This is a genomic window from Aeromonas encheleia, assembly GCF_900637545.1.
GTDB classification, from domain to species: domain Bacteria; phylum Pseudomonadota; class Gammaproteobacteria; order Enterobacterales; family Aeromonadaceae; genus Aeromonas; species Aeromonas encheleia.
This window is the reverse complement of record NZ_LR134376.1, coordinates 4,432,608-4,456,300: the sequence shown is the minus strand read 5'-3', so window position 1 is coordinate 4,456,300 and position 23,693 is coordinate 4,432,608. Positions and strand designations below refer to the sequence as shown.

At 60.4% G+C, this 23,693-nt stretch carries 23 protein-coding genes and 2 pseudogenes; 16 read left to right on the top strand and 9 right to left on the bottom strand.

The genetic code is table 11. The features are described 5' to 3' along the window. Window positions 1-122: 122 nt before the first annotated feature. From norV to EL255_RS20820, 7 genes are all read left to right on the top strand, one after another. Window positions 123-1,601 (top strand): anaerobic nitric oxide reductase flavorubredoxin, encoded by a 1,479-nt coding sequence (gene norV / locus EL255_RS20850; protein ID WP_042651776.1) that lies wholly within the window; start codon window positions 123-125, stop codon window positions 1,599-1,601. After that, entirely contained in the window at window positions 1,598-2,764 is a 1,167-nt protein-coding gene (gene norW, locus EL255_RS20845) for an NADH:flavorubredoxin reductase NorW (RefSeq protein ID WP_042651775.1), read from the top strand. Before norV ends, norW begins: the two co-directional genes overlap by 4 nt. 50 nt (window positions 2,765-2,814) lie before the next feature. Continuing rightward, window positions 2,815-3,156: a TehB family protein gene (locus tag EL255_RS20840; protein WP_042651774.1), complete on the top strand. Its 342-nt coding sequence runs from the start codon at window positions 2,815-2,817 to the stop codon at window positions 3,154-3,156. Between the two features lie 92 nt (window positions 3,157-3,248). Beyond that, window positions 3,249-4,466 (top strand): 4Fe-4S binding protein, encoded by a 1,218-nt coding sequence (locus EL255_RS20835; protein WP_042651773.1) that lies wholly within the window; start codon window positions 3,249-3,251, stop codon window positions 4,464-4,466. A gap of 149 nt (window positions 4,467-4,615) precedes the next feature. Next, a complete protein-coding gene (gene tnaC / locus EL255_RS21810; RefSeq protein WP_084228226.1) occupies window positions 4,616-4,699 on the top strand; it encodes a tryptophanase leader peptide in 84 nt (27 codons plus the stop codon). A gap of 202 nt (window positions 4,700-4,901) precedes the next feature. Beyond that, entirely contained in the window at window positions 4,902-6,368 is a 1,467-nt protein-coding gene (gene tnaA / locus EL255_RS20825) for a tryptophanase (RefSeq protein WP_042651772.1), read from the top strand. Window positions 6,369-6,444: 76 nt separating this feature from the next. Then, complete coding sequence (locus EL255_RS20820; protein WP_042651771.1) at window positions 6,445-7,659, top strand: aromatic amino acid transporter; 1,215 nt, start codon at window positions 6,445-6,447, stop codon at window positions 7,657-7,659. 66 nt (window positions 7,660-7,725) lie between these two features. Here EL255_RS20820 and EL255_RS20815 read toward each other — a convergent pair whose 3' ends face one another. After that, entirely contained in the window at window positions 7,726-8,103 is a 378-nt protein-coding gene (locus tag EL255_RS20815; protein WP_042651770.1) for a hypothetical protein, read from the bottom strand. Between the two features lie 326 nt (window positions 8,104-8,429). Between EL255_RS20815 and EL255_RS20810 the strand changes: the two genes are divergently transcribed. The 3 genes from EL255_RS20810 to EL255_RS20800 all read left to right on the top strand — a co-directional run bounded on the left by EL255_RS20810 (window position 8,430) and on the right by EL255_RS20800 (window position 10,897). Then, entirely contained in the window at window positions 8,430-9,650 is a 1,221-nt protein-coding gene (locus tag EL255_RS20810) for an aromatic amino acid transporter (RefSeq protein ID WP_042651769.1), read from the top strand. A gap of 161 nt (window positions 9,651-9,811) precedes the next feature. Further along, a complete protein-coding gene (locus EL255_RS20805) occupies window positions 9,812-10,192 on the top strand; it encodes a hypothetical protein (protein ID WP_042651768.1) in 381 nt (126 codons plus the stop codon). Between the two features lie 24 nt (window positions 10,193-10,216). Beyond that, window positions 10,217-10,897, top strand: a complete 681-nt coding sequence (locus tag EL255_RS20800) for an ArsR/SmtB family transcription factor (protein WP_042651767.1) — start codon at window positions 10,217-10,219, stop codon at window positions 10,895-10,897. 178 nt (window positions 10,898-11,075) lie between these two features. Here EL255_RS20800 and EL255_RS20795 read toward each other — a convergent pair whose 3' ends face one another. Continuing rightward, window positions 11,076-11,303, bottom strand: coding sequence for a lipoprotein (locus EL255_RS20795; RefSeq protein ID WP_042651766.1), 228 nt, complete (start codon window positions 11,301-11,303; stop codon window positions 11,076-11,078). A 301-nt stretch (window positions 11,304-11,604) separates the two neighbouring features. Then, a complete protein-coding gene (locus EL255_RS20790) occupies window positions 11,605-12,009 on the bottom strand; it encodes a DM13 domain-containing protein (protein ID WP_042651765.1) in 405 nt (134 codons plus the stop codon). Between the two features lie 3 nt (window positions 12,010-12,012). Between EL255_RS20790 and EL255_RS20785 the strand changes: the two are divergent. Further along, a pseudogene (locus EL255_RS20785) lies at window positions 12,013-12,569 on the top strand (aromatic amino acid transport family protein); the annotation flags it as partial. Here the strand turns inward: EL255_RS20785 and EL255_RS20780 are convergent. Further along, a protein-coding gene (locus EL255_RS20780) for an IS3 family transposase (protein WP_126623264.1) occupies window positions 12,558-13,762 on the bottom strand; the annotation gives its coding sequence in 2 pieces (ribosomal slippage) (window positions 12,558-13,444 and window positions 13,444-13,762; 1,206 coding nt in all). The pseudogene EL255_RS20785 and the gene EL255_RS20780 sit on opposite strands and share 12 nt — an antisense overlap. A 311-nt stretch (window positions 13,763-14,073) precedes the next feature. After that, window positions 14,074-14,430, bottom strand: coding sequence for a CesT family type III secretion system chaperone (locus EL255_RS20775; protein WP_042651635.1), 357 nt, complete (start codon window positions 14,428-14,430; stop codon window positions 14,074-14,076). A 198-nt stretch (window positions 14,431-14,628) separates the two neighbouring features. Between EL255_RS20775 and EL255_RS20765 the strand changes: the two genes are divergently transcribed. Continuing rightward, window positions 14,629-16,179, top strand: coding sequence for an ADP-ribosyltransferase (locus tag EL255_RS20765; protein WP_042651634.1), 1,551 nt, complete (start codon window positions 14,629-14,631; stop codon window positions 16,177-16,179). 251 nt (window positions 16,180-16,430) lie between these two features. Next, window positions 16,431-16,730, top strand: coding sequence for a hypothetical protein (locus tag EL255_RS20760; RefSeq protein WP_042651633.1), 300 nt, complete (start codon window positions 16,431-16,433; stop codon window positions 16,728-16,730). Between the two features lie 86 nt (window positions 16,731-16,816). On the opposite strand, the gene EL255_RS20755 is transcribed toward EL255_RS20760, so the two are convergent. Together EL255_RS20755 and EL255_RS20750 are read right to left on the bottom strand one after the other, a co-directional pair. Next, on the bottom strand, window positions 16,817-17,296 hold the full coding sequence (locus EL255_RS20755) for a DM13 domain-containing protein (protein ID WP_042651632.1): 480 nt from the start codon (window positions 17,294-17,296) through the stop codon (window positions 16,817-16,819). 285 nt (window positions 17,297-17,581) lie between these two features. After that, window positions 17,582-18,472, bottom strand: a complete 891-nt coding sequence (locus tag EL255_RS20750) for a DMT family transporter (protein WP_042651631.1) — start codon at window positions 18,470-18,472, stop codon at window positions 17,582-17,584. Window positions 18,473-18,696: 224 nt separating this feature from the next. Between EL255_RS20750 and EL255_RS20745 the strand changes: the two are divergent. The 3 genes and pseudogenes from EL255_RS20745 to EL255_RS20735 all read left to right on the top strand — a co-directional run. Then, window positions 18,697-18,882: pseudogene (locus tag EL255_RS20745) on the top strand (adenylyl-sulfate kinase); the annotation flags it as partial. Window positions 18,883-19,124: 242 nt separating this feature from the next. Further along, entirely contained in the window at window positions 19,125-20,264 is a 1,140-nt protein-coding gene (locus EL255_RS20740; RefSeq protein ID WP_126623435.1) for a hypothetical protein, read from the top strand. 6 nt (window positions 20,265-20,270) lie between these two features. Continuing rightward, a complete protein-coding gene (locus tag EL255_RS20735; protein ID WP_126623434.1) occupies window positions 20,271-20,594 on the top strand; it encodes a hypothetical protein in 324 nt (107 codons plus the stop codon). Between the two features lie 86 nt (window positions 20,595-20,680). Here EL255_RS20735 and glyS read toward each other — a convergent pair whose 3' ends face one another. Beyond that, a complete protein-coding gene (glyS, locus tag EL255_RS20730) occupies window positions 20,681-22,750 on the bottom strand; it encodes a glycine--tRNA ligase subunit beta (protein WP_042651629.1) in 2,070 nt (689 codons plus the stop codon). 9 nt (window positions 22,751-22,759) lie between these two features. After that, window positions 22,760-23,689 carry a glycine--tRNA ligase subunit alpha gene (glyQ, locus tag EL255_RS20725; RefSeq protein ID WP_042651628.1) on the bottom strand — a complete coding sequence of 310 codons (930 nt, stop codon included), beginning with the start codon at window positions 23,687-23,689 and terminating at the stop codon, window positions 22,760-22,762. Window positions 23,690-23,693: the final 4 nt, after the last annotated feature.

Genomic DNA, 23,693 nt, shown 5'->3' with positions numbered 1-23,693 from the left:
ACTGTCTTAATGACAATGACTGTTATGCAGGTGCATTTAAAACAATGAGTTATGAGTTGGCACGTCAACTGCAATAGCGAGTTCAGTCGAACATTCGCTATGGCATTCTGAGGAACCACCGCATGAGCATTCACGTCAAAAACAACATCCACTGGGTCGGCCAACGGGACTGGGAGGTGCGCGACTTTCACGGCACCGAGTACAAGACCCACAAGGGCACCAGCTACAACAGCTACCTCATCCGCGAAGGGAAGAACGTGCTGATCGACACCGTGGATCACAAGTTCAGCCGCGAGTTCGTGCAGAACCTGGCGGCGGAGATCGATCTCGCTTCCATCGACTTCGTGGTGATCAACCACGCCGAGGAGGATCACGCCGGCGCCCTGACCGAGTTGATGGCCCGCATCCCGGGTACCCCCATCTACTGCACCCACAACGCCATCGACTCCATCACCGGCCACCATCACCACCCGGAGTGGAACTTCCAGCCGGTCAAGACCGGCGACAGCCTGGACATAGGCAACGGCAAGCAATTGGTCTTCATCGAGACCCCCATGCTGCACTGGCCCGACAGCATGATGACCTACATGACAGAAGATGCCGTGCTCTTCTCCAACGACGCCTTCGGCCAGCACTACTGCGATGAGCACCTGTTCAACGACGAGGTGGATCAGACCGAGCTGATGGAGCAGTGCCAGCGCTACTACGCCAACATCCTGACCCCCTTCAGCCCGCTGGTGACCGCCAAGATCAAGGAGGTGCTGGGCTTCAACCTGCCGGTGAGCATGGTGGCCACCTCCCACGGCATCGTCTGGCGCGAGGATCCCACCCAGATCATCCTCAAATATCTGGAGTGGGCCGATCACTACCAGGAGGATCGCATCACCCTGTTCTACGACTCCATGTCCAACAATACCCGCATGATGGCCGACGCCATCGCCCAGGGCATCCACGAGGTGGACCCCGGCGTGGCGGTGAAGATCTACAACGTGGCGCGCCACGACAAGAACGAGATCCTGACCCAGGTGTTCCGCTCCAAGGGGATACTGGTGGGCTCCTCCACCATGAACAACGTCATGATGCCCAAGGTGGCGGGCATGCTGGAGGAGATCACCGGCCTGCGCTTTAGAAACAAGCGCGCCTCGGCTTTTGGCAGCTACGGCTGGACCGGTGGCGCCGTGGACAGGATCCAGACCCGGCTGATGGACGCGGGCTTCGACATCAGCATCTCCCTCAAGGCCAAGTGGCGGCCGGATGGCTCGGCGCTGGCCGAGTGCCGCGAACATGGCCGCCAGCTCGCCCGTCAGTGGGCGCTGCACCCGCTGGAGGCGCCCCGTCCGATCACCACAACCGCCGTGCCCGCGGCCCCGGTGGTGGCTCAGGCCCCTCAAGCCGTCGCTCCGGCCGCCAGCACGCTGGACGATGACCAGAGCATGCTCTGCGTGGTCTGCCAGTGGGTCTATGACCCGGCCCTGGGCGAGCCGGATCAGCTGGTGGCGCCGGGCACCCCCTGGGCCCAGGTGCCGGACAGCTTCCTCTGCCCCGGTTGCGGCATCGGCAAGGAGGTGTTCGAACCCTGCGCGCTGGAGGCCTGCGTATGAATGCAGCAACCCTGAATGACGCTGGCACCAGCCGGGAGATTGTGGTGATCGGTAGCGGCTTCGCCGCCCAGCAGCTGGTCAAGAGCCTGCGCAAGCTGGACGGCGAGTGGCCCATCCGCCTCATCACCGCCGACAGCGGCGACGAGTACAACAAGCCGGACCTGAGCCACGTGGTGAGCCGGGGCTGCAGCGCCGCGGCCATGACCCGGCTGAGCGGCGCCGCCTTCGCCGAGCAGCAGCGCATCACGCTGCTGCCCCACTGCCCGGTGCTCGGCATAGATCCCGCCCGCCGCACCCTGTTGACCGCACAGGGAAGTTTTCCCTACAGCCAGCTGGTGCTGGCCACCGGCGCCAGCGCGGCGCGGCCCGATATGGTGGGGAGCGAATTCCTTGTCACCCTCAACAGCCAGCAGGAGTATGCCGCCGCCGAGGCATCGATCCGTCAGGCTCGCCGCATCCTGGTGCTGGGGGCGGGGCTGATTGGTTGCGAGCTGGCGATGGACATGGCGGGCGATGGTCGCGAGGTCACCTTGCTGGATCTGGCCGACAGCCCCCTCGGCACCCTGTTGCCCGCCGCCCTGACGCAGCCACTGCAGCAGGCGCTGCGCGCGCAGGGGGTGAGGCTGCAACTGGGGCTGGGCATCGCCGGGATAGACGCGCAGCCCGGCGATGGCTGGCGAGTGACCCTGAGCGACGGCCGCACCTGCGAGCAGGATCTGGTGATCGCCGCGATCGGCCTGCGGCCGAATCTGACCCTGGCCCAGGGGGCCGGGCTGGCGGTGGGGCGCGGCATACTGATCGACGATCTGCTGCGCACCAGCGATCCCCATATCTTCGCGCTGGGGGATTGCGCCGAGTGGCAGGGGCAGCTGCTTCCCTTCCTGCAGCCCATAGTGCTGGGGGCCAGTGCCCTGGCCAGGACCCTGCTCGGCACCCCGACCCCGCTGACCCTGCCGCCCATGCTGATAAAGGTGAAGACGCCGCGCTATCCGCTGCAACTGGCTGGCCGCACCCAGGGTGAGGATCTGGCCTGGCAGTGCCACTGGAATCAGCACGGCATGGTGGCCGAGGCGCGCGGTGCAGATGGCGAACTGTGCGGCTTCGTGGTGGGAGGCGACAAGATGAGCGCCGCCTTCCCGCTGCTGCGCCAGCTGCACCGCTGATCCGTCAACTATTCAAGGCCGGGCAGACCGGCCATTCGAGGAGAATTACCATGTCCATGCAGCTTATTCCTACCCACTGGGTCGTTCGTCGCTCCACCCCCTTCTTCACCCGCGCCAACGTGCCGCCGGCCCTGCTCAGCCATCACAACACCGCGGCTGGGGTGTTCGGCCAGCTCTGCGTGATGGAGGGCACAGTCACCTATCACGGCTTCGCCGACGAGCGGGCCGAACAGCCTGAGGTCAGCCTGGTGATCCGGGCCGGCCAGTTCGCCACCAGCCCGCCCCAGTACTGGCACAGGGTCGAGCTGTCCGAGGATGCCCGCTTCAACATCCACTTCTGGGCCGAGCAGGCCGAGTCGGATCGGCCGCTGTTCCATAGCCGCAAGGAGTGAATACCGCGCTCTGCCCATGCAGATCAAAATAATCAACTCAGATGTTGGTTATTCTGAGCCCCTTATCCGAATGAGTGCTATGAGGGAGAAGCATGAGCCTGATTGAAGCCCTGACCCTGGCCGCTGGCCTGGTCTATCTGGCCCTGTTGCAGTGGCGGGCCGGGCCCGGCTGGTCGTGGCGCCTCTCCCTCGGCCTGCTGGTGGCCGCCTGGCTGATGGCGGCGGATCCCCTCCTCTGGCTCGCGCTGGGGCTGGTGGTCGTCCCCCTCGCCCTGTGGCACAGATACCGACCGCTGCCGGCACTGAATGATATCGACAGTCAGTCGTTGCGGGCCTGGACCCGCCACCTGCTGCTGCTCTGCTGGGGGCTGGTGGCGCTGCAGTATGGGCTGCATCTCTGGCAGTTGGGGCAGGGGGAGACCCCCTGGCTGGTGCGCCCCGACGTGGTCGACGGCTTCCTGCCCATCGCCGGTGGGCTCGGGTTACGGGCCTGGCTCGGCCAGGGCATTGCGGACCCCCACCATCCGGCGGCGACGGTGACAGTGCTGGTGCTCAGCCTGTCGGCCCTGCTGCTGGGGCGGGCGTTCTGCGCCTGGTTCTGCCCGCTCGGGCTGGTGGGGGAGTGGCTGCATCGTCTGCGCAGCCGCCTGCTGCCGGGGGAGTGGACGCCGCCAGCCTGGCTCGATGGGCTGCTGCGGACCCAGAAGTTCCTGGTGCTCGGTTTCCTGCTGTTTATCGTGCTGATCGCGGTGCCCGGCGCCGCTCTGCCCGGCTATCTCGCCAGCCCCTACCATCAGGCGGCGGACATGAAGATGGGGGCCTTCTTCTTCAACCTGAACCTGCTCTCCGGACTCTGCCTGGGCTGGGTACTGCTGCTGACCGCCGCCTTCCGGCAGGGGTTCTGCCGCTATCTCTGCCCCTATGGCGCCTGGCTGGCCCTGCTCGGCCTGCTGACCCCGCTGCGCATCCGCCGGGATCCGGCCCGCTGCCTGCGCAGCGCGGGTCATGACTGTGACAAGTGCTCCCGCGCCTGTCCCTCCCGCATTCAGGTGCACCAACTCATCGCGCTGCGCAGCCTGGAGTGCAGCAGCTGCCTGAGCTGCGTGGCCGCCTGCCCCAAACGTGCCGATGCGCTGCACCTCGGCACGCCCCGTCGCCGGCTCGGCCCCCAGCGGCTGCTGGGGTTGCTCTGCCTGCTGTTGCTGATGCTGCCGCTGCTGGCCCACGGCCTGCTGGATCTCTGGGTCAGCCAGACCAGCCTGGCGGATCGATACTGGCTGTTGCAACGGCTGCCCTGGTTGAACCACTGAGCCGCCGCTGACGGGAGTCCTGACCAGGGCTGTATAAATATTCCCCGCCAAACTGTTAGCGCCATCCCAAATCGTGGAAGTGGCAATTGATCATGGGCGGGGGCTCTCCATAATGGATCGGGTTAATTGACGTTGTTAATTCCAACCAGATGAGCAACAACATGGCTACCATGATCGCTTCGCCCAAGTGGTTTACCCTGGATCACAAGATCGCTTTCTTCTTCCCGCTGTAATATCCCCGCGGTGCTTGCGCATTTATCGAGATGTGACCGGCCCGTCTGCATACCTAATCTGAAATAGTCTGCACCTGTTCTCGTCTTGTTTATTGGCGAGGCGATGTCGTGCACCCGATCTCATTATTTGCGCGCTGCCAATGTTCTATTTTGGGCGGCTGATGAGACTCATCCTGAATATTTAAATATGGGTGTTTATATTATGGAAAACTTCAAGCATCTTCCCGAACCGTTCCGCATTCGTGTCATCGAGCCGGTCAAGCGTACCACCCGTGCCTACCGGGACGAGGCGATCGTCAGGGCAGGCATGAACCCCTTCCTGCTGGACAGCGAGGATGTCTTCATCGATCTGCTGACCGACAGCGGCACCGGCGCCATCACCCAGGACATGCAGGCCGCCATGCTGCGCGGCGACGAGGCCTACAGCGGCAGCCGCAGCTACTACGCCCTGCAGAAGGCGGTGCAGGAGATCTTCGGCTACTCCCTCACCATCCCCACCCACCAGGGACGCGGCGCCGAGCAGATCTACATCCCGGTGCTGATCAAGAAACGGGAGCAGGAGAAGGGGCTGGATCGCAAGAAGATGGTGGCGCTCTCCAACTACTTCTTCGACACCACCCAGGGCCATACCCAGATCAACTGCTGCGTGGCCAAGAACGTCTACACCAAGGAGGCGTTCGATACCTCGGTCACCGCCGACTTCAAGGGCAACTTCGATCTGGTCAAGCTGGAGGAGGCCATCCTGGAGGCGGGCCCGGCCAACGTGCCCTATATCGTCAGCACCATCACCTGCAACTCCGCCGGTGGCCAGCCGGTCTCCATCGCCAACCTGAAGGCGGTCTATGCCATCGCCCAACAATATGACATTCCGGTCATCATGGACTCGGCCCGCTTCGCGGAGAACGCCTACTTCATCCAGCAGCGCGAGCCCGGCTACGCCGATTGGAGCATAGAGGCCATCACCATGGAGTCCTACAAGTACGCGGATGGTCTCGCCATGTCCGCGAAGAAGGATGCCATGGTGCAGATGGGCGGCCTGCTCTGCTTCAAGGACGACGGCATGCTGGACGTCTACACCGAGTGCCGCACCCTCTGCGTGGTGCAGGAGGGCTTCCCGACCTACGGCGGTCTGGAAGGGGGCGCCATGGAGCGACTCGCGGTCGGCCTGCGCGATGGCATGCGCCAGGACTGGCTGGCCTACCGCATCGGTCAGGTGCAGTACCTGGTGAATGGCCTCGAGGCGATCGGCGTGGTGTGCCAGCAGGCGGGGGGCCACGCGGCCTTCGTGGACGCCGGCAAGCTGCTGCCCCATATCCCGGCGGATCAGTTCCCGGCCCATGCGCTGGCGTGCGAGCTGTACAAGGTGGCGGGCATCCGGGCGGTGGAGATAGGCTCCCTGCTGCTGGGGCGCGATCCGGCCACCGGCAAGCAGCATCCCTGCCCGGCCGAGCTGCTGCGCCTGACCATACCGCGCGCCACTTATACCCAAACCCACATGGACTTCGTCATCGAGGCTTTCGGCGAGGTGAAGAAGAACGCCAGGAACGTGAAGGGGCTCGACTTTATTTATGAGCCGGCGGTGTTGCGTCATTTCACCGCCAGACTGAAAGAGGTCGAGAGCGTCGAAAAAACAGCGAATAAAAAGAATCAAAAATTAATAGAAGCATAACGAGTCAAGGGCACAGCTTAATCTGTGCCCTTTTTTTTCACTGCTCTGTGAAATAGATATTTGGGAGTGACAGCATATGACACATCAACCATCCGTGATTGGAGGGGCCTGTATCATTGCCAGCGTTTGTGTCGGTGCCGGCATGCTTGGCTTGCCAAGTGCGGGCGCCGGCGCCTGGACAACCTGGTCATCCTTGGCAATCATCCTCACCATGATAATAATGACGGTCTCCGGCTGGATGCTATTGGAAGCATTCAAGCGGTATGAATTAACCGTCTCCTTCAATACGGTTACCAAGGATCTGCTCGGTAGCCGGATCAATATCTTCAACAACATGACCGTCTATTTCGTCGGCGGCGTGCTGCTCTATGCCTATATCACCTCTTCCGGTCTCATCCTGAAGGGATTGCTGGGCATCGACAGCCAGCTGGCATCCGTGCTGTTCGTGCTGGTGTTCTCCCTGTTTGTCTGGCATTCGACCCGGGCGGTGGATCGCATCTCGGTGGTGCTGATCGTCTTCATGGTGCTGAGCTTCTGTTTCGGGGTCTCCGGCCTGGCCTTCCACATCGATGCCTCCCTGCTGTTCAACTCCCTCGCCGACGAGGTCAAGCAGGCCCCCTATGCCCTGGCCATGCTGCCGGTCGCCCTCACCTCCTTCGGTTATCACCACTCGGTGGCCTCGATGCGGGCCTATTACGGTGAGGAGCGCAAGGCGAAATACGCGATCCTCGGCGGCACCGTCATCGCGCTGGTGCTCTACCTGCTGTGGCTGCTGAGCATCTTCGGCAATCTGCCGCGCAGCGAGTTCGGTCCCGTCATCGCCCAGGGTGGGGATGTCGACGTGCTGCTCAAGGCGCTGGCCTCGGTGATCGAGTCCAAACAGGTGGCGAACGCCATCAGCCTGTTCTCCATGGCGGCCATCCTCTCCTCCTTTATCGGGGTCGGCCTCGGGGTGTTCGACTATCTGGCGGATCTGTTCAAGTTCGACAACAGCCGCCGGGGCCGCACCCAGTCCTGGCTGGTGACCTTCCTGCCACCCTTGATCATGTCGTTGCTGTTCCCGTTCGGCTTCGTCGTCGCCATCGGCTATGCCGGCGCGGCGGCGACCGTGTGGGCCTGCATCATCCCGGCCCTGCTGGCGAAAAAATCACGGGAGATTGCCCAGGACGAGCCGGGCTTCAGGGCGCCGGGGGGCCAGCCCATGGTGGTGGCCGTCATCCTGTTCGGGGTGCTCACCGCCATCTTCCACCTGCTGGCGATGGCGGGCATGTTGCCCACCTACACGGGGTAGGGAGGATCTCAGCCCGATAACAGCAACGGCGCCCAAGGGCGCCGTTTCTGTCTGTGGCCTCTTCGCTCAGGCGGTGGCCGGGCGGCGCATCAACAGCGCCAGCATGATCCCCATGGCGATCAGCACCGCCAGGGAGGAGGCGGCGAGGAAGGGGTCGATCTGCTCCGGTGGCAGCAGCCGGCCATAGAGCAGGTAGAGCCCCGCCGTCATCACCGCCGCCCCCAGCTGGTGCAGGTAGAACTGGATCCGCACCAGTCGCCCGTCGGGGTTGCCGAGCCACAGCTTGTGGCACAGGGCATAGACGAACGAGACCAGAAAACCGACCAGCATGATGTGGGCGTGGGTGACGAACTGCCCGTGATCCTTGCTGGCGGCCATATAGATGCCGAGCAGCATGCCGAGCAGGGCATAGCAGAGGGCGCTGAGTACGAACTTCCTGTCCATGGGGGGCTCCTTGCCGTGAAAACTGGGTTCAGTATAGTGCCACGCCTCCCGCAGACGGGGGCTCACCGGGGGAATAACCCCACAGGGATGACGCCAAAATTTGATACCCAGGGGTGAGCAGGGTAAAGTCACACCCCCAAAATGGCGGCCCTGCTGCCATTTTGGGATCGGTAGCTAGCCTCAACCACGTCTTGCCTCGCTGACGCAGAAGCAAGCGGCTAGGGCGCCGATAGCACAGATGAGCGCGATCTTACGATGACAACCGGCGTAGCAGATGCAACGGTCCGCGGTCGCGACCAGATCAACAATCGTCTTTGGGGAAGTAAATGGAACATAAACCATCGTTGGTGGGCGGGGCATGTATCATTGCCGGCGTCTGTGTGGGGGCCGGCATGCTGGGCTTGCCGAGTGCCGGGGCGGGCGCCTGGACCATCTGGTCCATCCTGGCCATCACCCTGACCATGGTGGTGATGACCATCTCCGGCTGGATGCTGCTCGAATCCTATCAGGGCTATCCGCTGCGCGTCTCCTTCGATACCGTGACCCGGGAGCTGCTGGGGGACAAGGTCAACGCCCTCAACAACCTCACCGTCTACTTCGTCGGCGGCATCCTGCTCTACGCCTACATCACCTCCGCCGGCCTCATCATAGATGGCATGACCGGCATCGGCAGCCACTGGGGCTCCATCCTGTTCACCCTGGGCTTCTCCGGGCTGGTGTGGCATTCGACCCGGGCGGTGGATCGCATCTCTGTGGTGCTGGTCATCGCCATGGGGCTGAGCTTCGTGTTCGGCATCTCGGGCCTCTCCCTCAACATCAAGCCGACCCTGCTGTTCGATACCCTGAGCCAGCACGCCAGCTATGCCCCCTACGCGCTGGCCATGCTGCCGGTGGCGCTCACCTCGTTCGGCTACCACCACTCGGTGTCGTCCATGCGCGCCTACTACGGTGAGGAGCGCCGCGCCCGTTACGCCATCCTCGGCGGCACCGCCATCGCGCTGCTGTTCTACCTCATCTGGCTGGTGAGCGTGTTCGGCAACCTGCCGCGCAGCGAGTTCGGGCCCGTGGTGGCCCAGGGCGGCAACGTCGACGTGTTGCTCAAGGCGCTGGCCTCGGTGATCGAATCCGAGGCCGTCGCCAACGCCCTCAACCTCTTCTCCATGGCGGCCATCCTCTCCTCCTTCATCGGGGTCGGGCTCGGGGTGTTCGACTATCTGGCTGATCTGTTCAAGTTCGACAACAACCGTCAGGGTCGCGCCAAGTCCTGGGCCGCCACCTTCCTGCCGCCGCTGCTGCTCTCCCTGCTGTTCCCGTTCGGCTTCCTGATGGCCATCGGCTACGCCGGCGCCGTGGCGACGCTCTGGACCTGCATCATCCCGGCCCTGCTGGCCTGGAAGGTGCGCGCCGGCAAGGGGAAGAAAGGCGGTGCTGGCTTCCGGGCGCCGGGTGGCCTGCCGATGATAGTGGCCGTCTTCCTGTTCGGGGTGCTGACCGCCCTGTTCCACCTGCTCAACATGGCGGGCCTGCTGCCGGTCTATACCGGCTGATCGACCGCCCTCGCGAGTCGAGCGGAGATAGAGAAACGGCGCCCTGGGGCGCCGTTTTGCTATGGCCAGCATGGGCGAGTGAGGACGCTTCGCCCGCCATCGAAGCGTTGCCCTGGCAGCACCATTACTCTGCAGACTCTTATCGCCAAGGAGAGTCAGGGATGTACGATATTCACGTGATGCTGCCCGATAACCCGGGCACACTGGGGCAGTTCGGGATCTTGATGGGGCGGGCCGGTGTCAGCCTGGAAGGGGGTGGCATGTTCACCACGGGCGGCGCCGGCCATGCCCACTTTCTGGTGGAGGACGGCGTCGGCGCGGCCCGGGCCGCCGAGCTGGCGGGTCTGCAGGTGGTGGCGGTGCACAAGGTGCTGGTGCGCCGCCTGAAGCAGGAGCTGCCGGGCCAGTTGGGGGCCATCTGCAGCGCCTTGGGGGAGGCCTCGGTCAACATCATCACCCTGTACAGCGACCATGCCAACCAGCTGATCCTGGTCACCGATGACATCGACAAGGCCCGCAGGGTCACGGCCGAGTGGCAGTGACTGCGGCAAGCAGAGAGGAGCGAGATGAGCAAGCAGGAGAGCCTGGAACAAGGATTGGCGCAGGTGGCGGCCGCCATTGCCGATGGCAGTCGCGCCCGCATGTTGTGCGCCCTGATGGATGGACGCGCCTGGACGGCGACCGAGCTGAGCCTGGTGGCCGAGGTGTCGGCCTCAACCGCCAGCAGTCACCTGGCCCGGCTCCAGCAGCAGGGGCTGACAGCCTGCGTCCGGCAGGGCAAGCATCGCTACTACCGCATCGCGAGCCATGAGGTGGCGCTGGTGGTGGAGCAGCTGATGGGGTTAGTCGACATGGGCGCCGGTGCACTCAGGAGCAAGACTCCGGATCGGCTGCGCTTCGCCCGTAGCTGTTATGACCACCTGGCGGGCGAGCTGGGGGTGCGGCTCCATGACGGCCTGATGGCCCAAGGCTGGCTGCTGGCGGAGGGCTATGGACTGACCCCGCAGGGGGAGCAGCATTTCGGTCAGCTTGGCATCGACTGCGTGGCGAGTGGCAAGCGCCCCTTCGCCTGCCACTGTCTCGACTGGAGCGAGCGGCGCATGCATCTTGGTGGCCAGCTCGGTGCCCGTCTGCTCGACCATATGCTGGCCAAGGGGTGGCTGGTGCGTGGGCTGGACAGCCGCGAGCTGACCCTTACCGCCAAGGGGCAGCGGCTGCTGCAACAGCAGCTCGGGGTTGCGCTTTGATGAGCCATGGCCTTGGCGAGGGGATTGCGGCAACAGTAAAGTGAAAGCCGGAATATCGGCCTCAGGTTCATTGATTAGGGCCTTGCCATTGCGACCCAATGGCTGAAAAGCCCCAAATAGAGTCATCATTTGGGGCTTTGTATTTTGAGCGGAGATTTATTCAGACGGGAATGCAGGGTTATTCCACAGGGGTCAGACGGAAGCCCTTGCCTTGCATGCACAGGTTGATCAGCTCTTCCTGCTCTTCATCCTCGATCTTGTTGAGCTTCACCTGATATTGGCATTCGGATAATGCATCGACACGTTGGGATTCGGATGCACCATCTTTCATATATTCACTGTTGGGAGTGGAAGAGCAGGCGCTCAGTGCGAAAATGGCGCCAAGAAGGATGAGGTGACGTTTCATGCAGATGCCCTTTAAAGTGATACATATTGTAGATGCTGCCAATATGTTGATTTATAGCTTGGCTCGGCAGCCATCCCAATTAATTCAATGACAGATATGGCACCATTATATCGACCCATGAGTTGCAGATATTAACTGGGGCTGAATGAAGGCGTAGAAAACATTATTACCCTGCCATCGGATCAATATCTGCCGGGACAGCATATTGACATCCTCCCCTGAAATAAGCACCAGAGCGAATGTTGTGAAAATCCGATTAAGCCGTGCTAATTGTGCCTAGAGGGTCTGCCAGAGTCCGGTATCAGCGGTAACGGGCGGTGGTGATAAATTGGCCGAAGGTCTCGCACCAGACGATGACGCTGCTGTAGCGAGCCGGATCGATCCCGGCGGGCAGCGGCACGATAAAGTTGTCGAAGGTCTTCACCGATCCCACCTGCACCATCTGCCCCTTCAGGCGGGCAAAGTCCGCCTCTGTCTCGACAAATTCCGGCGACAGGTAGAGCCGGTAATCGGGCCCCGGCGCCAGCTTGCCCATCAGGCTGATGGCGTGCGGCCCTATGCTCACCCGGCCTTCTCCCCAGTGCAGCCGGTCGCTGTCTTTCAGATCCCGGCGAAAGGTGCCGCTGAAGCTCGCCTGTTGCTGGCTGGCTGCGACCTGTTCATCGGCGGGGGCGGGTGGCGCTATCAGGATCGGCAGCAGATAGATGCCGGCGGCAAAGCCATAGCGCTGCTGTTCTACCTCATCTGGCTGGTGAGCGTGTTCGGCAACCTGCCGCGCAGCGAGTTCGGGCCCGTGGTGGCCCAGGGTGGCAACGTTGACGTGCTGCTCAAGGCGCTGGCCTCGGTGATCGAGTCGGAGGCCGTCGCCAGCGCCCTCAACCTCTTCTCCATGGCCGCCATCCTCTCCTCCTTCATCGGTGTGGGTCTGGGGGGGTCGACTATCTGGCGGATCTGTTCAAGTTCGACAACGGCCGCGGTGGCCGCGCCAAGTCGTGGGCCGCCACCTTCCTGCCGCCACTGCTGCTCTCATTGCTGTTCCCGTTCGGCTTCCTGATGGCCATCGGCTACGCCGGCGCCGTGGCGACGCTCTGGACCTGCATCATACCGGCCCTGCTGGCCTGGAAGGTGCGCGCCGGCAAGGGTGAGCAAGGCGGCAAAGGCGACGGCTTCCGCGCGCCGGGCGGCCTGCCGATGATAGTGGGCGTCTTGCTGTTCGGTGGATTTGACCCCATAGATCCAGACACTTTTTCCCGCTTAGGGTTGTGATACCCGACTGCGCAGAAATTCCCGGGGTGAACGGTATCCCAAGGCGCTGTGCGGGTGGTGCTCGTTATAATGCTCAAACGCGATGGCCAAATTGCCTACCGCTGTTCGGCTATCTGGTTTCGGCATCATCTCGATATAGTCTCGCTTCATCGTCTTCACGAAACTCTCCGCTATACCGTTGCTCTGTGGGCTTCTCACCGCAGTCGTTCTGGGCTCCAAGCCGATTTCTCGTGCAAACGCGCGAGTCTCATGGGCTCGATACGCCGAACCATTATCAGTCAGCCACTCCACCGGTGATGCCGGCAACACATCCCCGAAGCGACGTTCGACAGACCTCAGCATGACATCTTGCACCGTGTCACTGTCGTAACCCCCAGTACTGGCAGCCCAGTCCAAGGTTTCCCTGTCACAGCAGTCCATGGCGAACGTGACACGTAGTTTCTCACCGTTATCGCAGCGAAACTCGAAGCCATCTGAGCACCAACGTCGATTGCTCTCTTTGACGGCAACACGCCCCTTATGTGCCTGCTGGGTCAATGATGCTGCCGGTTTTCTTTCGAGCAGCAGGCCATGATCGCGCATGACGCGATATACCCGCTTGGCGTTTACCACAGGCTGTCGTGTTGCCTCTGACTGACGCCGTAACAGCGCCCAGACTCGGCGATAGCCATAGGAGGGAAGCTCTGCCATCGCCTCCATGATCCGGCCAAGTAAGGCAGCATCATCACGCTGGCGATGATGACGACCATCTTGCCAACCCGGTTTTCGATGAACACGAACGGATAGCTGCGCACGCGATACATTAAGGGCCTGGCTCACAGCACTTAATCGTCGTCCCCCGGCAACAAGGGCGCATGCGCAATCCATTTTTTTGCTCGGCCATACTCCACGGCTTCTTTGAGGATCTCGTTCTCCATGGTCTTCTTCCCGAGCAGACGCTGGAGCTCTCGGATCTGCTTGATGGCAGCAGCCAACTCTGAGGCTGGAACAACATCCTCACCGGCGGTGATCGCCGTGAGAGAGCCTTCCTGGAATTGTTTGCGCCATTTGAAAAGCTGGTTGGCGTTGACGTCGTGCAAGCGAGCAACATGAGAGACGGTCATCCCGGGCTCAAAGGTCTGCTGCACAATGGTGATTTTTTCTTGCGGAGTCCGGCGTCGACGGCGCTCGGCTCCTGTTAACACTTCGACCATCTTCTCGTTGCGACTAGTACTGAACATAGTTCCAAGACTACCTCTTAAGTTAAGAGGGGCGAAGTGTCAGGATCCTCCAGGGGCCAATCTATTCGGTGTGCTGACCGCCCTCTTCCATCTGCTCAACATGGCGGGTCTGCTGCCCGTCTATACCGGCTGAGCCATATAAACAGCCAGCCACCGTCACCGGTGGCATGCAGCAAAACGGCGCCTTGGGGCGCCGTTTTGCTGTGGGACTGCCGACGCCAGACCCGTATTTTAGTCTGGAGAGTGCCCTGGATTCCATACGGTCCGGTTTGGGGGCGTACCTGTTACTGCCTGCTTAGCTCATCAGCGGCAGAGACCAGTTGTTCCAGTTGGTGGTGGATCTGGGCACGTTCTAGCTGTTGCAGTGGCTGACGGTTCCATAACACCGGGTTCAGGGTCTGTGAATCGAAGCCAAGTACCGGTTTGCAGGGGTCCTGGCTGAACAGGTTCTGCGCCGCGGCTTGGACGCTGGTGGCAGCCTCAAGGCGCGTAAACATCAGCAGATAGTTGGCCGGGTGCTCGGTCAGATGGTAGGTAAGCTCGCCGATCTGCAGGCTGGTGACGCTCTCCTCCTGCTGCGGTTCAGAGAGCGAGAGGGAGAGAAACAGCTGGCGGATGGCGGCGTGATAAAGAGAGTTCATCTATGGCTCCAGATTGGTAGTGGTGCCATTAGAACAGGTCGCCGTTAGCGGCACTGTTAATGGTGGCTCTCTTTTTTTAGCTTTTCGGTCAGCGAGATAGCGTGCCGCGCTCAGTACAAAAATCGCGACCAATCCCGATAGTCCGTGTTGATCGCCTCTCCTAGACTGGCGGCGAAACATCACAAGAAGACAATCATTATGCAGATTCAAGCACACACTGGCGGCATGCAGGCCGTCGCTCACCACAGTGATGCAACCACAGGGGTTGGCCGGATGGGCCAGCTGGAGGCGCGTCAGGTTGCCACCGGGCAGGATGCGATCCTGCTGGGCGGCCGCAATGAACCGCAAAAAGGCCAAGGGCTGCTCTCGCGACTGGGGGCCCAGCTGGCCCGCCCATTCGTGGCTTTGAAAGAGTGGATTGGCAACTTGCTGGGGACGGATAAGAGTACCTCTGCGCCGAAGGCGCAGCAGACTCCAGTAGCAGACAACCTCTCGCTGGCTGAACAGAAACGGCTGCTGTTGCAACAGGCGTTGCCTTTTACCCTAAGCGGTCTCGACAAGGCAAGCAAGCTGAACAGCATCAATGCCGAGCAACTGGGACAGGATCACGCCCGCCTGGCGACCGGCAACGGCGCCTTGCGCTCACTGGCGACCTCCCTGATCGGGATCCGGGATGGTTCCATGCGGCAAGAGAGTCAGACAGCCGCCGCCGGGTTGCTCGAACGCCCCATCGCCGGTATCCCACTCCAGCAGTGGGGCACGGTGGGGGGCAAGGTGACCGAGCTGCTCGCCAGCGCCACCCCCGAATTGTTGCAGGAGGCGATGAGCCAGCTGCACACCGCGATGGGCGAAGTTGCCGACCTGCAGCGTGCCGTACAGGCCGAAGTTGCTGGCGAACCGGCGCAAAGCGCGACCACTGCTGCCGACGCGGCGCCCGTCCAAAGCGGTGAGACCAAAGGCGTTGCCCGCGAGCAGGTCGCCATGGCGCGTCAGACCCCGGCCCCTGGCTACAAGCTGGCGCTGGATCTTATCAGCTATCAGGCCAGCTACCTGCTGCGGGATCAAACCTCGACCGAGGTGACCCTGAGCAGCAGCGATCTCAACGCCCTGCATCAGCACATTGCCGATGGCTCCATCAATGGCTCCCACATGGCCAAATTGCAGACCCGTGGTGATCTGCAAACCCTGCGCACACTGGCGCTCTCACTGGCCAGTGGCAGCGATGCCAAGAGGGCCTCCCTTGGTCATGCTCTCGACAGCCTCGCCTCGGCGCGCCCCAACCAGCGACTGGTGCTGGGCGGCCTGATGCAGTTTGCCGGTCAGACTGATCAGGCGTGGGCTGACCAGACCGCTGGCAAGCCGGAGGATCGGCTCGATGCCGGGGCGCGACTGCGCTTTGACACCGGTCATATGAAGGCGGAGCTGGATCGTCTCGGCGACAGCGAGGCACGGCAAGTGCTGCAACAGCTGGAAGGGGCTTTTGGTGATCGGGCCAAGGCCATCTGCGACTTCGCGGTGGCGCAGGTCTCCACCTTTGCCGACAGCGAAAGCAGCCCGGAGGCCGTGCTGGTCTCCCGCCTGACCCGCATGGGCAATCTGGTTGGCAGCCTGATCGACACGCTCAAGGTGCGCCTCCAGCTGCCCGAGTCCGCCCGCGGCGAGCCGACCATGATCGACGATGCGGCACAGTTGACGCCGCTGGAGCTGGCTGCGTTAAGCCATATCGGTGTTGATGAGCACTATCTGTAAGCGTGCTCATGTTGTCGGATATGAATGAATAAACCACTTGTCCATCACGGGCACCCCCAAAGGGTGCCCGTTTTCCTTGGAGTATTCGCCTTGGCCAGATTATGCGCCCGGTGTGTATTACTTCGCGCTTGCTGGTCCTCTGTGGGCAATGGTTGCAGCAATGACAGTTAGGGATCTCGCTCTGATGATCTGTCATTCCGCTCGTTTGGGCTATAGTTCGGCTCTCTTTGGAGCCCAACTAGGAGCTGGCTATGGCATGGACTATCGATGATTCCCAACCCCGGATCCTCTACAACAAGGACAAGCACGTCGCCGTGACGCCCTCGGCCATGGGCAAATACCATGAGTGGCGGCGGGAGATCGAGCGCGGCTCGGATCCCAAGAGTGCCGCCGGCAAGGTCGGCGATATGCACTACGAGCAGCTGAGCGGCAACAACAAGGGGATATACACGATCCGGCTCAGTCAGGAGCACAGGGTCGCCTTTACCATCAATGGCACCCTGCAGCAGGTCAAGGTGATCAGCATTGGTGGCCACTTTCCCCCGAGTTGAGTGGTCGGGCAGACAGCAAAACGGCGCCTTGGGGCGCCGTTTTTTATGATGCTGCGTCGTCTCCGGCCCTACGGCGACCGGCAGGGCTACTGCCGATAGCGGGCGGCGGTGATAAATTGGCCGAAAGTCTTGCACCAGACGATGACGCTGCTGTAGCGGGCCGGATCGATATTGGCGGGGAGCGGCACGATAAAGTTGTCGAAGGTCTTCACCGATCCCACCTGCACCATCTGCCCCTTCAGGCGGGCAAAGTCCGCCTCTGTCTCGACAAATTCCGGCGACAGGTAGAGCCGGTAATCGGGACCAGGCGCCAGCTTGCCCATCAGGCTGATGGCGTGCGGCCCAATGCTCACCTTGCCTTCCCCCCAGTGCAGCCGGTCGCTGTCTTTCAGATCCCGGCGAAAGGTGCCGCTGAAGCTCGCCTGTTGCTGGCTGGCCGCGACCTGTTCATCGGCGGGCGCGGGCGGCGCTATCAGGATTGGCAGCAGATAGATGCCGGCGGCAAAGCCCACGCCTCCGATCAGCAGATGGGTGGCCAGCAGCAGGGCCAGGGTCTTGCGTTGCATAATGCCTCGGTCGTCGATTAATTGATGGTAAAACCATACCAGTCTGAGAGTGCCATGCCCACCTTGCAGTGGCCGGGTGGGAGGATAATAGGCAGGGGCGTAGAGATGGCAGGTGCCCGTAGGTTCGATTAGCGCAGCGTAATCGAACGCACGGGAAGCTAACTCGTCACTTCACCAGCGGGTTTAAGCGGGAGACAGCCCCATCTGATAGCGACCATTCTTTTGACTCTTTGGGATACCCCGATCCCGCAGAGAAGAGTCTCGCGATGGTCCGATGACGCATCGCTAATCGGGGCTGCGGTCCTTCACGGGCAGGCGTACGCCGCTGCGCAGCAGAGGCAACTGATAGAGCACCAGGGCCCCGAGCACCAGTCCGGCGCCGGCCAGCTTGGCTCCCCCGAGCGCCTCGCCATAGCAGAGGGTGCTGAGCAGCAGGGTCCAGACGGGTTCGAGCAGCATCAGCAGCGCCGCGTGAGTGGTGGTCATCTTGCTCAGGGCCAGGGTCAGCAGCAGATAGCGCAAGGTGGTGGCGAGCAGCACGCTGGCGGCAAACCAGCCCCAGGTGGTGGTGCTGACGGAGGCCGGCCAGCTTTCGGTCAGCAGGGAGAGCGTGGTGCCGATGAGGCCGGTCATGGCCAGCTGGATGCAGGTGAGCCAGCGAGCCGGTATCGACTGGGCGAAGTGACGATGGACTGCGAGCTGGGTCCCCAGGGCCATGGCGGCGGCCAGGAACCAGAGCAGGGAGCGGGAGACGCCCCAGTCGGTGCCGCTTGAGAGCAGCAGCAGGCCAGCCACGGCCAGGGGCAATGTGGTCCAGTAGTGGCGTCCTGGGCGGGTCTTGAAACCGGCCCAGGCGGCCAGCGGGGCCATCAGGGTGGCGATGCTCATGATAAAGGCGCCGCTGCCGAGGGCATCGCTCTGACTGATGGCGGTCACCCAGAGCAGCAGGTTGAGGCCGAGCAGAGAGCCGCAACCCAGGGCGCGCAGCAGCTGGCTACGGGTGAGCCTGGGCTCGTACAGCCAGGCCAGGGGCAGCAGGATCAGGGCCGCCAGCAGGAAGCGACTGCCGATAAAGGCTGCGGGCGGCAGCTCACGTATCGCCTCCTTGGAGAAGAACCAGCCAGCGGCCGCCAACAGGGTGGTGCAGATCATCAACAGTAGGGGCGTGCGGTTCATAGAGTCGCCGTCGGGTCGGGTAAAATAGGCTGGAAAGAATACGGGATTGTACACGGAAACGGCGGGCGTGCAGACCTGACCGACAGGGGTCATCCACCCTCCGGGAGCGACCATTTTTTCGATACTTTGGCAAATACCCGAGTAGGAGAGTGGGCGATACCCCGATCCTGCAGAGAAGTGCCTCGCGATTGTTCGATTACGCTTCGCTAATCGAACCTACGGCCCTGCATCGCGAACGGGTAGAGAGCCGGACGGCCGATATTGCGGGGTTTGCGCTGCCGGACTGGCAGGCGGTGCTCGACCGCGATTATGAACCCTGGGACAGGGAGCGCCTGATACTGGATCGCGCCACCCTGTCGGTGACCCAGAGCGTGGAGAAGATTGTCGCCGCGTTGGCAAAGGATCCGTAGGTTCGATTAGCGAAGCGTAATCGGACGATCGAGAGGCTGTTGCCGCGAGTCAGCGGCGGCCAGCCGGAGGGGGAAATACGGCTGGCTGTTATGGCGGGAGGTGCGATTTACGCGAATTTCCGATTACGCCTGACGGCTAATCGAACCTACGAGCTGAGTTGAAGTTGGTATTATATGATAGGTTCAACGGTATAACATATGTAAGATAAAAACGTAAAATTTTATTTTTTGGGAAATTATATATGGAACAGCTGTTTTATTTAGGGAAGCGATTTGAACGTCAGTTATATTCAAGTGTTTTTGTTATTGTTGTATGTATATTTTTTTACTATCTCTGTCTCGCTATTAATACGGATAAAAATCAGCAAGATTACAAAGCATTGATATCATTGAATGACTTTATTATAGAGAACAAAGAATACATACAATTAGCGAAAGAAATTCAGTCTACCTACTCTGATTACCTGATAAGAAAGGATAGTAATAAAAATACTGATTTTAATAAATCCAAAGAAGATAAAAAAGAAATAGAGTTGAGAAAAAAACTAGGTCTAAAACCATTGGTAAAAAAATCCCCTCAGCCAGAAGCACCTGGCCTTGAACTTAGTTATGTAAACCATGTTCGCGGCAAGCTAGCTTTACCTCAAAAAGGGGATCTAGACTCTGCAGCTGAGGGTATATACAGGTCTATGTATATAGGTGTTATCATTGATTTATTTTACGTTGATAGTGCATTAAGTGATAAATATATGGATTTGTTCAGGGCCAAAGAAGTTGAGGAAATCCTAAAGACTATAAACAAAGACTTGTTATCCTATGACAATAGAAGCTTGAAAATAGTTGGTGTTGATACACCATTACAACTACCTTTTTCAGTTGGTGATGTTAAATCGAAAGTGTCTTTATATAGCATCCATAACATCATGATGATTTCTATGCCAATCTTCCTGCTTATATGGTTTGGCTCATTGAGTATGACTCGCACTAGAGAACTATTCTTTTTGAGAAAAACCAAGTCACTTATGTCAACATATCCTCATATTCTCAACTTGTTCTGCTTTGTGGACATGATGTCGATAGATAAGAAAAATAGGAAATTGATCGACATGGTACTACTTGGTAGTGAAAAGGAAGTTAACAGCATCGAGAGCTCTGCAATAATTATTTCTATCATGAGAGTGCTTATGTCATTAGCTATATTTTTATTTATGATGACCCCATTTTATTACGGAGCGCTCCTTTTTGTAATGTCATCACCGGCTTTTATTCAAATATTTTTGCTTATGTGCTTTGCCATTAACTTAATACAAGCCATGCTTTTTGTTTATAATGAGTTTAGTTTTTATAAAAGTATTTTTATTCATAAATCTGGAGAGGTTTGAATATATATGAAGATGATTTTCGTTGGATTATGCTGTTTGCTATCAACCATGGCTATTTCTGCTGACAGCGAATTTAGTGTATATGGCTATTATAACTGTAAATCATGGGTTGAGTCATATAGTGATAAAGATGTCCAAGATTTTAACGTCTACACTGGGAGTTGGCTTGCTGGATTTATTAGTGCTTATAATTACTCTACAGGTAGAGATAATTTCCGGGGGGTGAATATTAGTATTTTAGCCGAGTATATCGCACAATATTGTATATCAAACCCTGATAAGGATGTTGTGGATGGTTTGGATGAGATAAAGAAGAAGTTAAAAAATTAAGATACAGATTGGATTATATAGATATTTATTTACTTGTTAGTAAAAAACGACCCCACTAGGGGCCGTTTTCATCCAGACTAACAAGATCACTGCAGCAGGGAGATATCCGCTACTTGCAGGAACAGGTTGCGCAGGTTGTTGAGCAGTGCCAGACGGTTGGCCTTGAGGGCCTCGTCTTCTGCCATCACCATCACCTCGTTGAAGAAGGTGTCGACCGGCTCGCGCAGGGCGGCCAGACGGGTGAGGGCGGCCTGGTAGTCACCGGCGGCAAACAGCGGTGCCAGCTCGCTTTGCAGTTCAGCAACCTGGGTGGCCAGCGCCTTCTCGGCGGCATCGACCAGCAGTTCCGGCTTGACGGCGGTCGGCAGCTCGCCTTCCACCTTGGCCAGGATGTTGCTGACGCGCTTGTTGGCGGCGGCCAGGGCCAGGGCGGCATCCAGGCTGCGGAAGTGGCTGACGGCCTTGACCCGGCGATCGAAGTCCAGCGGGCGGGTCGGGCGGCGGGCCAGTACGGCCAGCACCACGTCGGCACCAATGCCTTCGTCCTGATAGGCTGCGCGGAAGCGGCCCAGCATAAAGTCGACCACGTCGGTGACGACGGTCTTGTTGGTCAGCTTGTCGCCGTAGACGCGCACGGCTTCTTCCACCAGTTCGACCAGATCCAGATCCAGCTGCTTCTCGGTCATGATGCGCAGGGCACCGATGGCGGCGCGGCGCAGGGCGAACGGGTCCTTGTCACCCTTCGGCAGCATGCCGATGCCGAAGATACCGGCCAGGGTGTCGAGCTTGTCGGCCAGCGCGACGGCGCAGGCTTCCAGCGCGGACGGCAGGGCATCACCGGCGAAGCGCGGCATGTACTGCTCGTTGAGGGCCACGGCCACCACTTCGTCTTCGCCGTCGTGACGGGCGTAGTGCATCCCCATGACACCCTGGGTGCTGGCGAACTCGCCGACCATGTTGGTCATGAGATCGCACTTGGAGAGCAGACCGGCACGTTTGGCCTGAGCCACATTGGCACCGATGCGCTCGGCGATAAAGCCGGCGACGGTTTCGATGCGCTCGACCTTGGCCTTGACGGTGCCGAGCTGTTGCTGGAACAGCACGGTCTCGAGGCGCGGCAGGCGGGAGGCCAGGGTTTGCTTGAGGTCGGTCTTGAAGAAGAACTCGGCGTCAGACAGACGGGGGCGCACCACCTTCTCGTTGCCGCTGATGATCTGGCTCGGGTCCTTGGACTCGATGTTGGTGACGAAGATGAACTTCGGCAGCAGCTTGCCGCTCTTGTCGTAGACCGGGAAGTACTTCTGGTCACCCTTCATGGTGTGCACCAGCGCCTCGGCCGGCACCGCCAGGAACTTCTCTTCGAAGTTGGCGGTCAGCACCACCGGCCATTCGACCAGGGCGGTGACTTCTTCCAGCAGGGCGTCGTCCAGATCGGCGACGCCACCGAAGGCGGCAGCGGCCGCTTCGGCGTCAGCCTTGATCTTGGCCTTGCGGGCCATGAAGTCGGCAACCACTTTGCCTTTTTCCAGCAGGATCTGCGGGTACTGGCTGGCGTTGTCGATTTGGAACTCGGGCTCGCCCATGAAGCGGTGACCGCGAATGGTGCGGGCGGAGTCGATCCCCAGGATGGTGGCGGGCACCAGATCGCCGTCCAGCAGCAGGGTCACGGTGAACACCGGACGCACAAACTGGATGGTCTTGTCGCCCCAGCGCATCATCTTGGGGATGGGCAGCTTGGCCAGCGCAGCAGCGACCAGCTCACCCAGCAGATCCTTGGCCGGACGGCCTTCGACCTTGGCGGTGTGGACCAGCCACTCCCCCTTGTCGGTGACCAGACGCTCGGCTTGTTCGACTGTGATGCCGTTGCCACGGGCCCAGCCTTCGGCGGCCTTGGTCGGCTTGCCGTCGGCATCGAACGCCTGGGAGACGGCCGGGCCGCGCTTCTCGACGCTCTTGCTCGGCTGCTCGCCGGCCAGCGCGTGCACTTTCAGCGCCAGACGGCGCGGTGAGGCAAACCACTCGACGTCGCCGAAGGCCAGATCGGCCTTGGTCAGCTCGCCCTTGAGGTTGTCGGCAAAGGCTTCGGCCAGGGTGCGCAGCGCCTTGGGCGGCAGCTCAGCGGTGCCGATCTCTACCAGAAATGTATGTTGTGCCATGTCCGTTCCTTAACCTTGCTTGTTCTCTTCGTCGCTGCGCTTGCACATGGGGAAGCCCAGCGCTTCGCGGGAGGCGTAGTACGCCTCGGCCACGGCCTTGGTCAGGGTGCGAATGCGCAGTATGTAGCGCTGACGCTCGGTGACCGAGATGGCCTTGCGGGCATCCAGCAGGTTGAAGGAGTGGGCGGCTTTCAGGATCCGCTCGTAGGCGGGCAGCGGCAGCGGCGTTTCCAGAGCCAGCAGGTGCTGGGCCTCTTTCTCGTACTGCTCGAAGCAGTGGAACAGGAAGTCCACGTCGGCGTGTTCGAAGTTGTAAGTGGACTGCTCCACCTCGTTCTGGTGGAACACATCGCCATAGGTGGTCTTGCCCAGCGGGCCATCGGACCACACCAGGTCATAGACGCTGTCGACGCCCTGGATGTACATGGCCAGACGCTCGAGACCATAGGTGATCTCGCCGGTCACCGGCTTGCACTCCAGGCCGCCCACTTGCTGGAAGTAGGTGAACTGAGTCACTTCCATGCCGTTCAGCCAGACTTCCCAGCCCAGACCCCAGGCACCCAGAGTCGGGTTTTCCCAGTTGTCTTCCACGAAGCGGATGTCGTGGATCTCAGGGTCCATGCCCAGCTCTTTCAGCGAGCCGAGGTAGAGTTCCTGAATGTTGTCGGGGGAAGGCTTGATGATCACCTGGAACTGGTAATAGTGCTGCAGGCGGTTCGGGTTTTCACCGTAGCGGCCGTCGGTCGGACGGCGGGACGGTTGCACGTAGGCGCAGGCGATGGGCTCGGGGCCCAGGGCGCGCAGGCAGGTCATGGGGTGTGAGGTACCGGCACCCACTTCCATATCCAGCGGCTGAATGATGGTACAGCCCTGGCGGGACCAATAGTCCTGCAGCTGCAGGATCAGGCCCTGAAAGGTTTTGACATCGAATTTTTGCATAGTG

Coding starts and splice junctions, on each gene's coding strand:
- norW (WP_042651775.1), top strand. CDS start 1,598: ATGAATGCAGCAACCCTGAATGACGCTGGCACCAGCCGGGAGATTGTG.
- glyQ (WP_042651628.1), bottom strand. CDS start 23,689: ATGCAAAAATTCGATGTCAAAACCTTTCAGGGCCTGATCCTGCAGCTG.
- EL255_RS20750 (WP_042651631.1), bottom strand. CDS start 18,472: ATGAACCGCACGCCCCTACTGTTGATGATCTGCACCACCCTGTTGGCG.
- EL255_RS20815 (WP_042651770.1), bottom strand. CDS start 8,103: ATGGACAGGAAGTTCGTACTCAGCGCCCTCTGCTATGCCCTGCTCGGC.
- tnaA (WP_042651772.1), top strand. CDS start 4,902: ATGGAAAACTTCAAGCATCTTCCCGAACCGTTCCGCATTCGTGTCATC.
- EL255_RS20800 (WP_042651767.1), top strand. CDS start 10,217: ATGAGCAAGCAGGAGAGCCTGGAACAAGGATTGGCGCAGGTGGCGGCC.
- EL255_RS20760 (WP_042651633.1), top strand. CDS start 16,431: ATGGCATGGACTATCGATGATTCCCAACCCCGGATCCTCTACAACAAG.
- EL255_RS20795 (WP_042651766.1), bottom strand. CDS start 11,303: ATGAAACGTCACCTCATCCTTCTTGGCGCCATTTTCGCACTGAGCGCC.
- glyS (WP_042651629.1), bottom strand. CDS start 22,750: ATGGCACAACATACATTTCTGGTAGAGATCGGCACCGCTGAGCTGCCG.
- EL255_RS20805 (WP_042651768.1), top strand. CDS start 9,812: ATGTACGATATTCACGTGATGCTGCCCGATAACCCGGGCACACTGGGG.
- EL255_RS20740 (WP_126623435.1), top strand. CDS start 19,125: ATGGAACAGCTGTTTTATTTAGGGAAGCGATTTGAACGTCAGTTATAT.
- EL255_RS20840 (WP_042651774.1), top strand. CDS start 2,815: ATGTCCATGCAGCTTATTCCTACCCACTGGGTCGTTCGTCGCTCCACC.
- EL255_RS20775 (WP_042651635.1), bottom strand. CDS start 14,430: ATGAACTCTCTTTATCACGCCGCCATCCGCCAGCTGTTTCTCTCCCTC.
- EL255_RS20765 (WP_042651634.1), top strand. CDS start 14,629: ATGCAGATTCAAGCACACACTGGCGGCATGCAGGCCGTCGCTCACCAC.
- EL255_RS20835 (WP_042651773.1), top strand. CDS start 3,249: ATGAGCCTGATTGAAGCCCTGACCCTGGCCGCTGGCCTGGTCTATCTG.
- EL255_RS20820 (WP_042651771.1), top strand. CDS start 6,445: ATGACACATCAACCATCCGTGATTGGAGGGGCCTGTATCATTGCCAGC.
- EL255_RS20810 (WP_042651769.1), top strand. CDS start 8,430: ATGGAACATAAACCATCGTTGGTGGGCGGGGCATGTATCATTGCCGGC.
- norV (WP_042651776.1), top strand. CDS start 123: ATGAGCATTCACGTCAAAAACAACATCCACTGGGTCGGCCAACGGGAC.
- tnaC (WP_084228226.1), top strand. CDS start 4,616: ATGAGCAACAACATGGCTACCATGATCGCTTCGCCCAAGTGGTTTACC.
- EL255_RS20755 (WP_042651632.1), bottom strand. CDS start 17,296: ATGCAACGCAAGACCCTGGCCCTGCTGCTGGCCACCCATCTGCTGATC.
- EL255_RS20735 (WP_126623434.1), top strand. CDS start 20,271: ATGAAGATGATTTTCGTTGGATTATGCTGTTTGCTATCAACCATGGCT.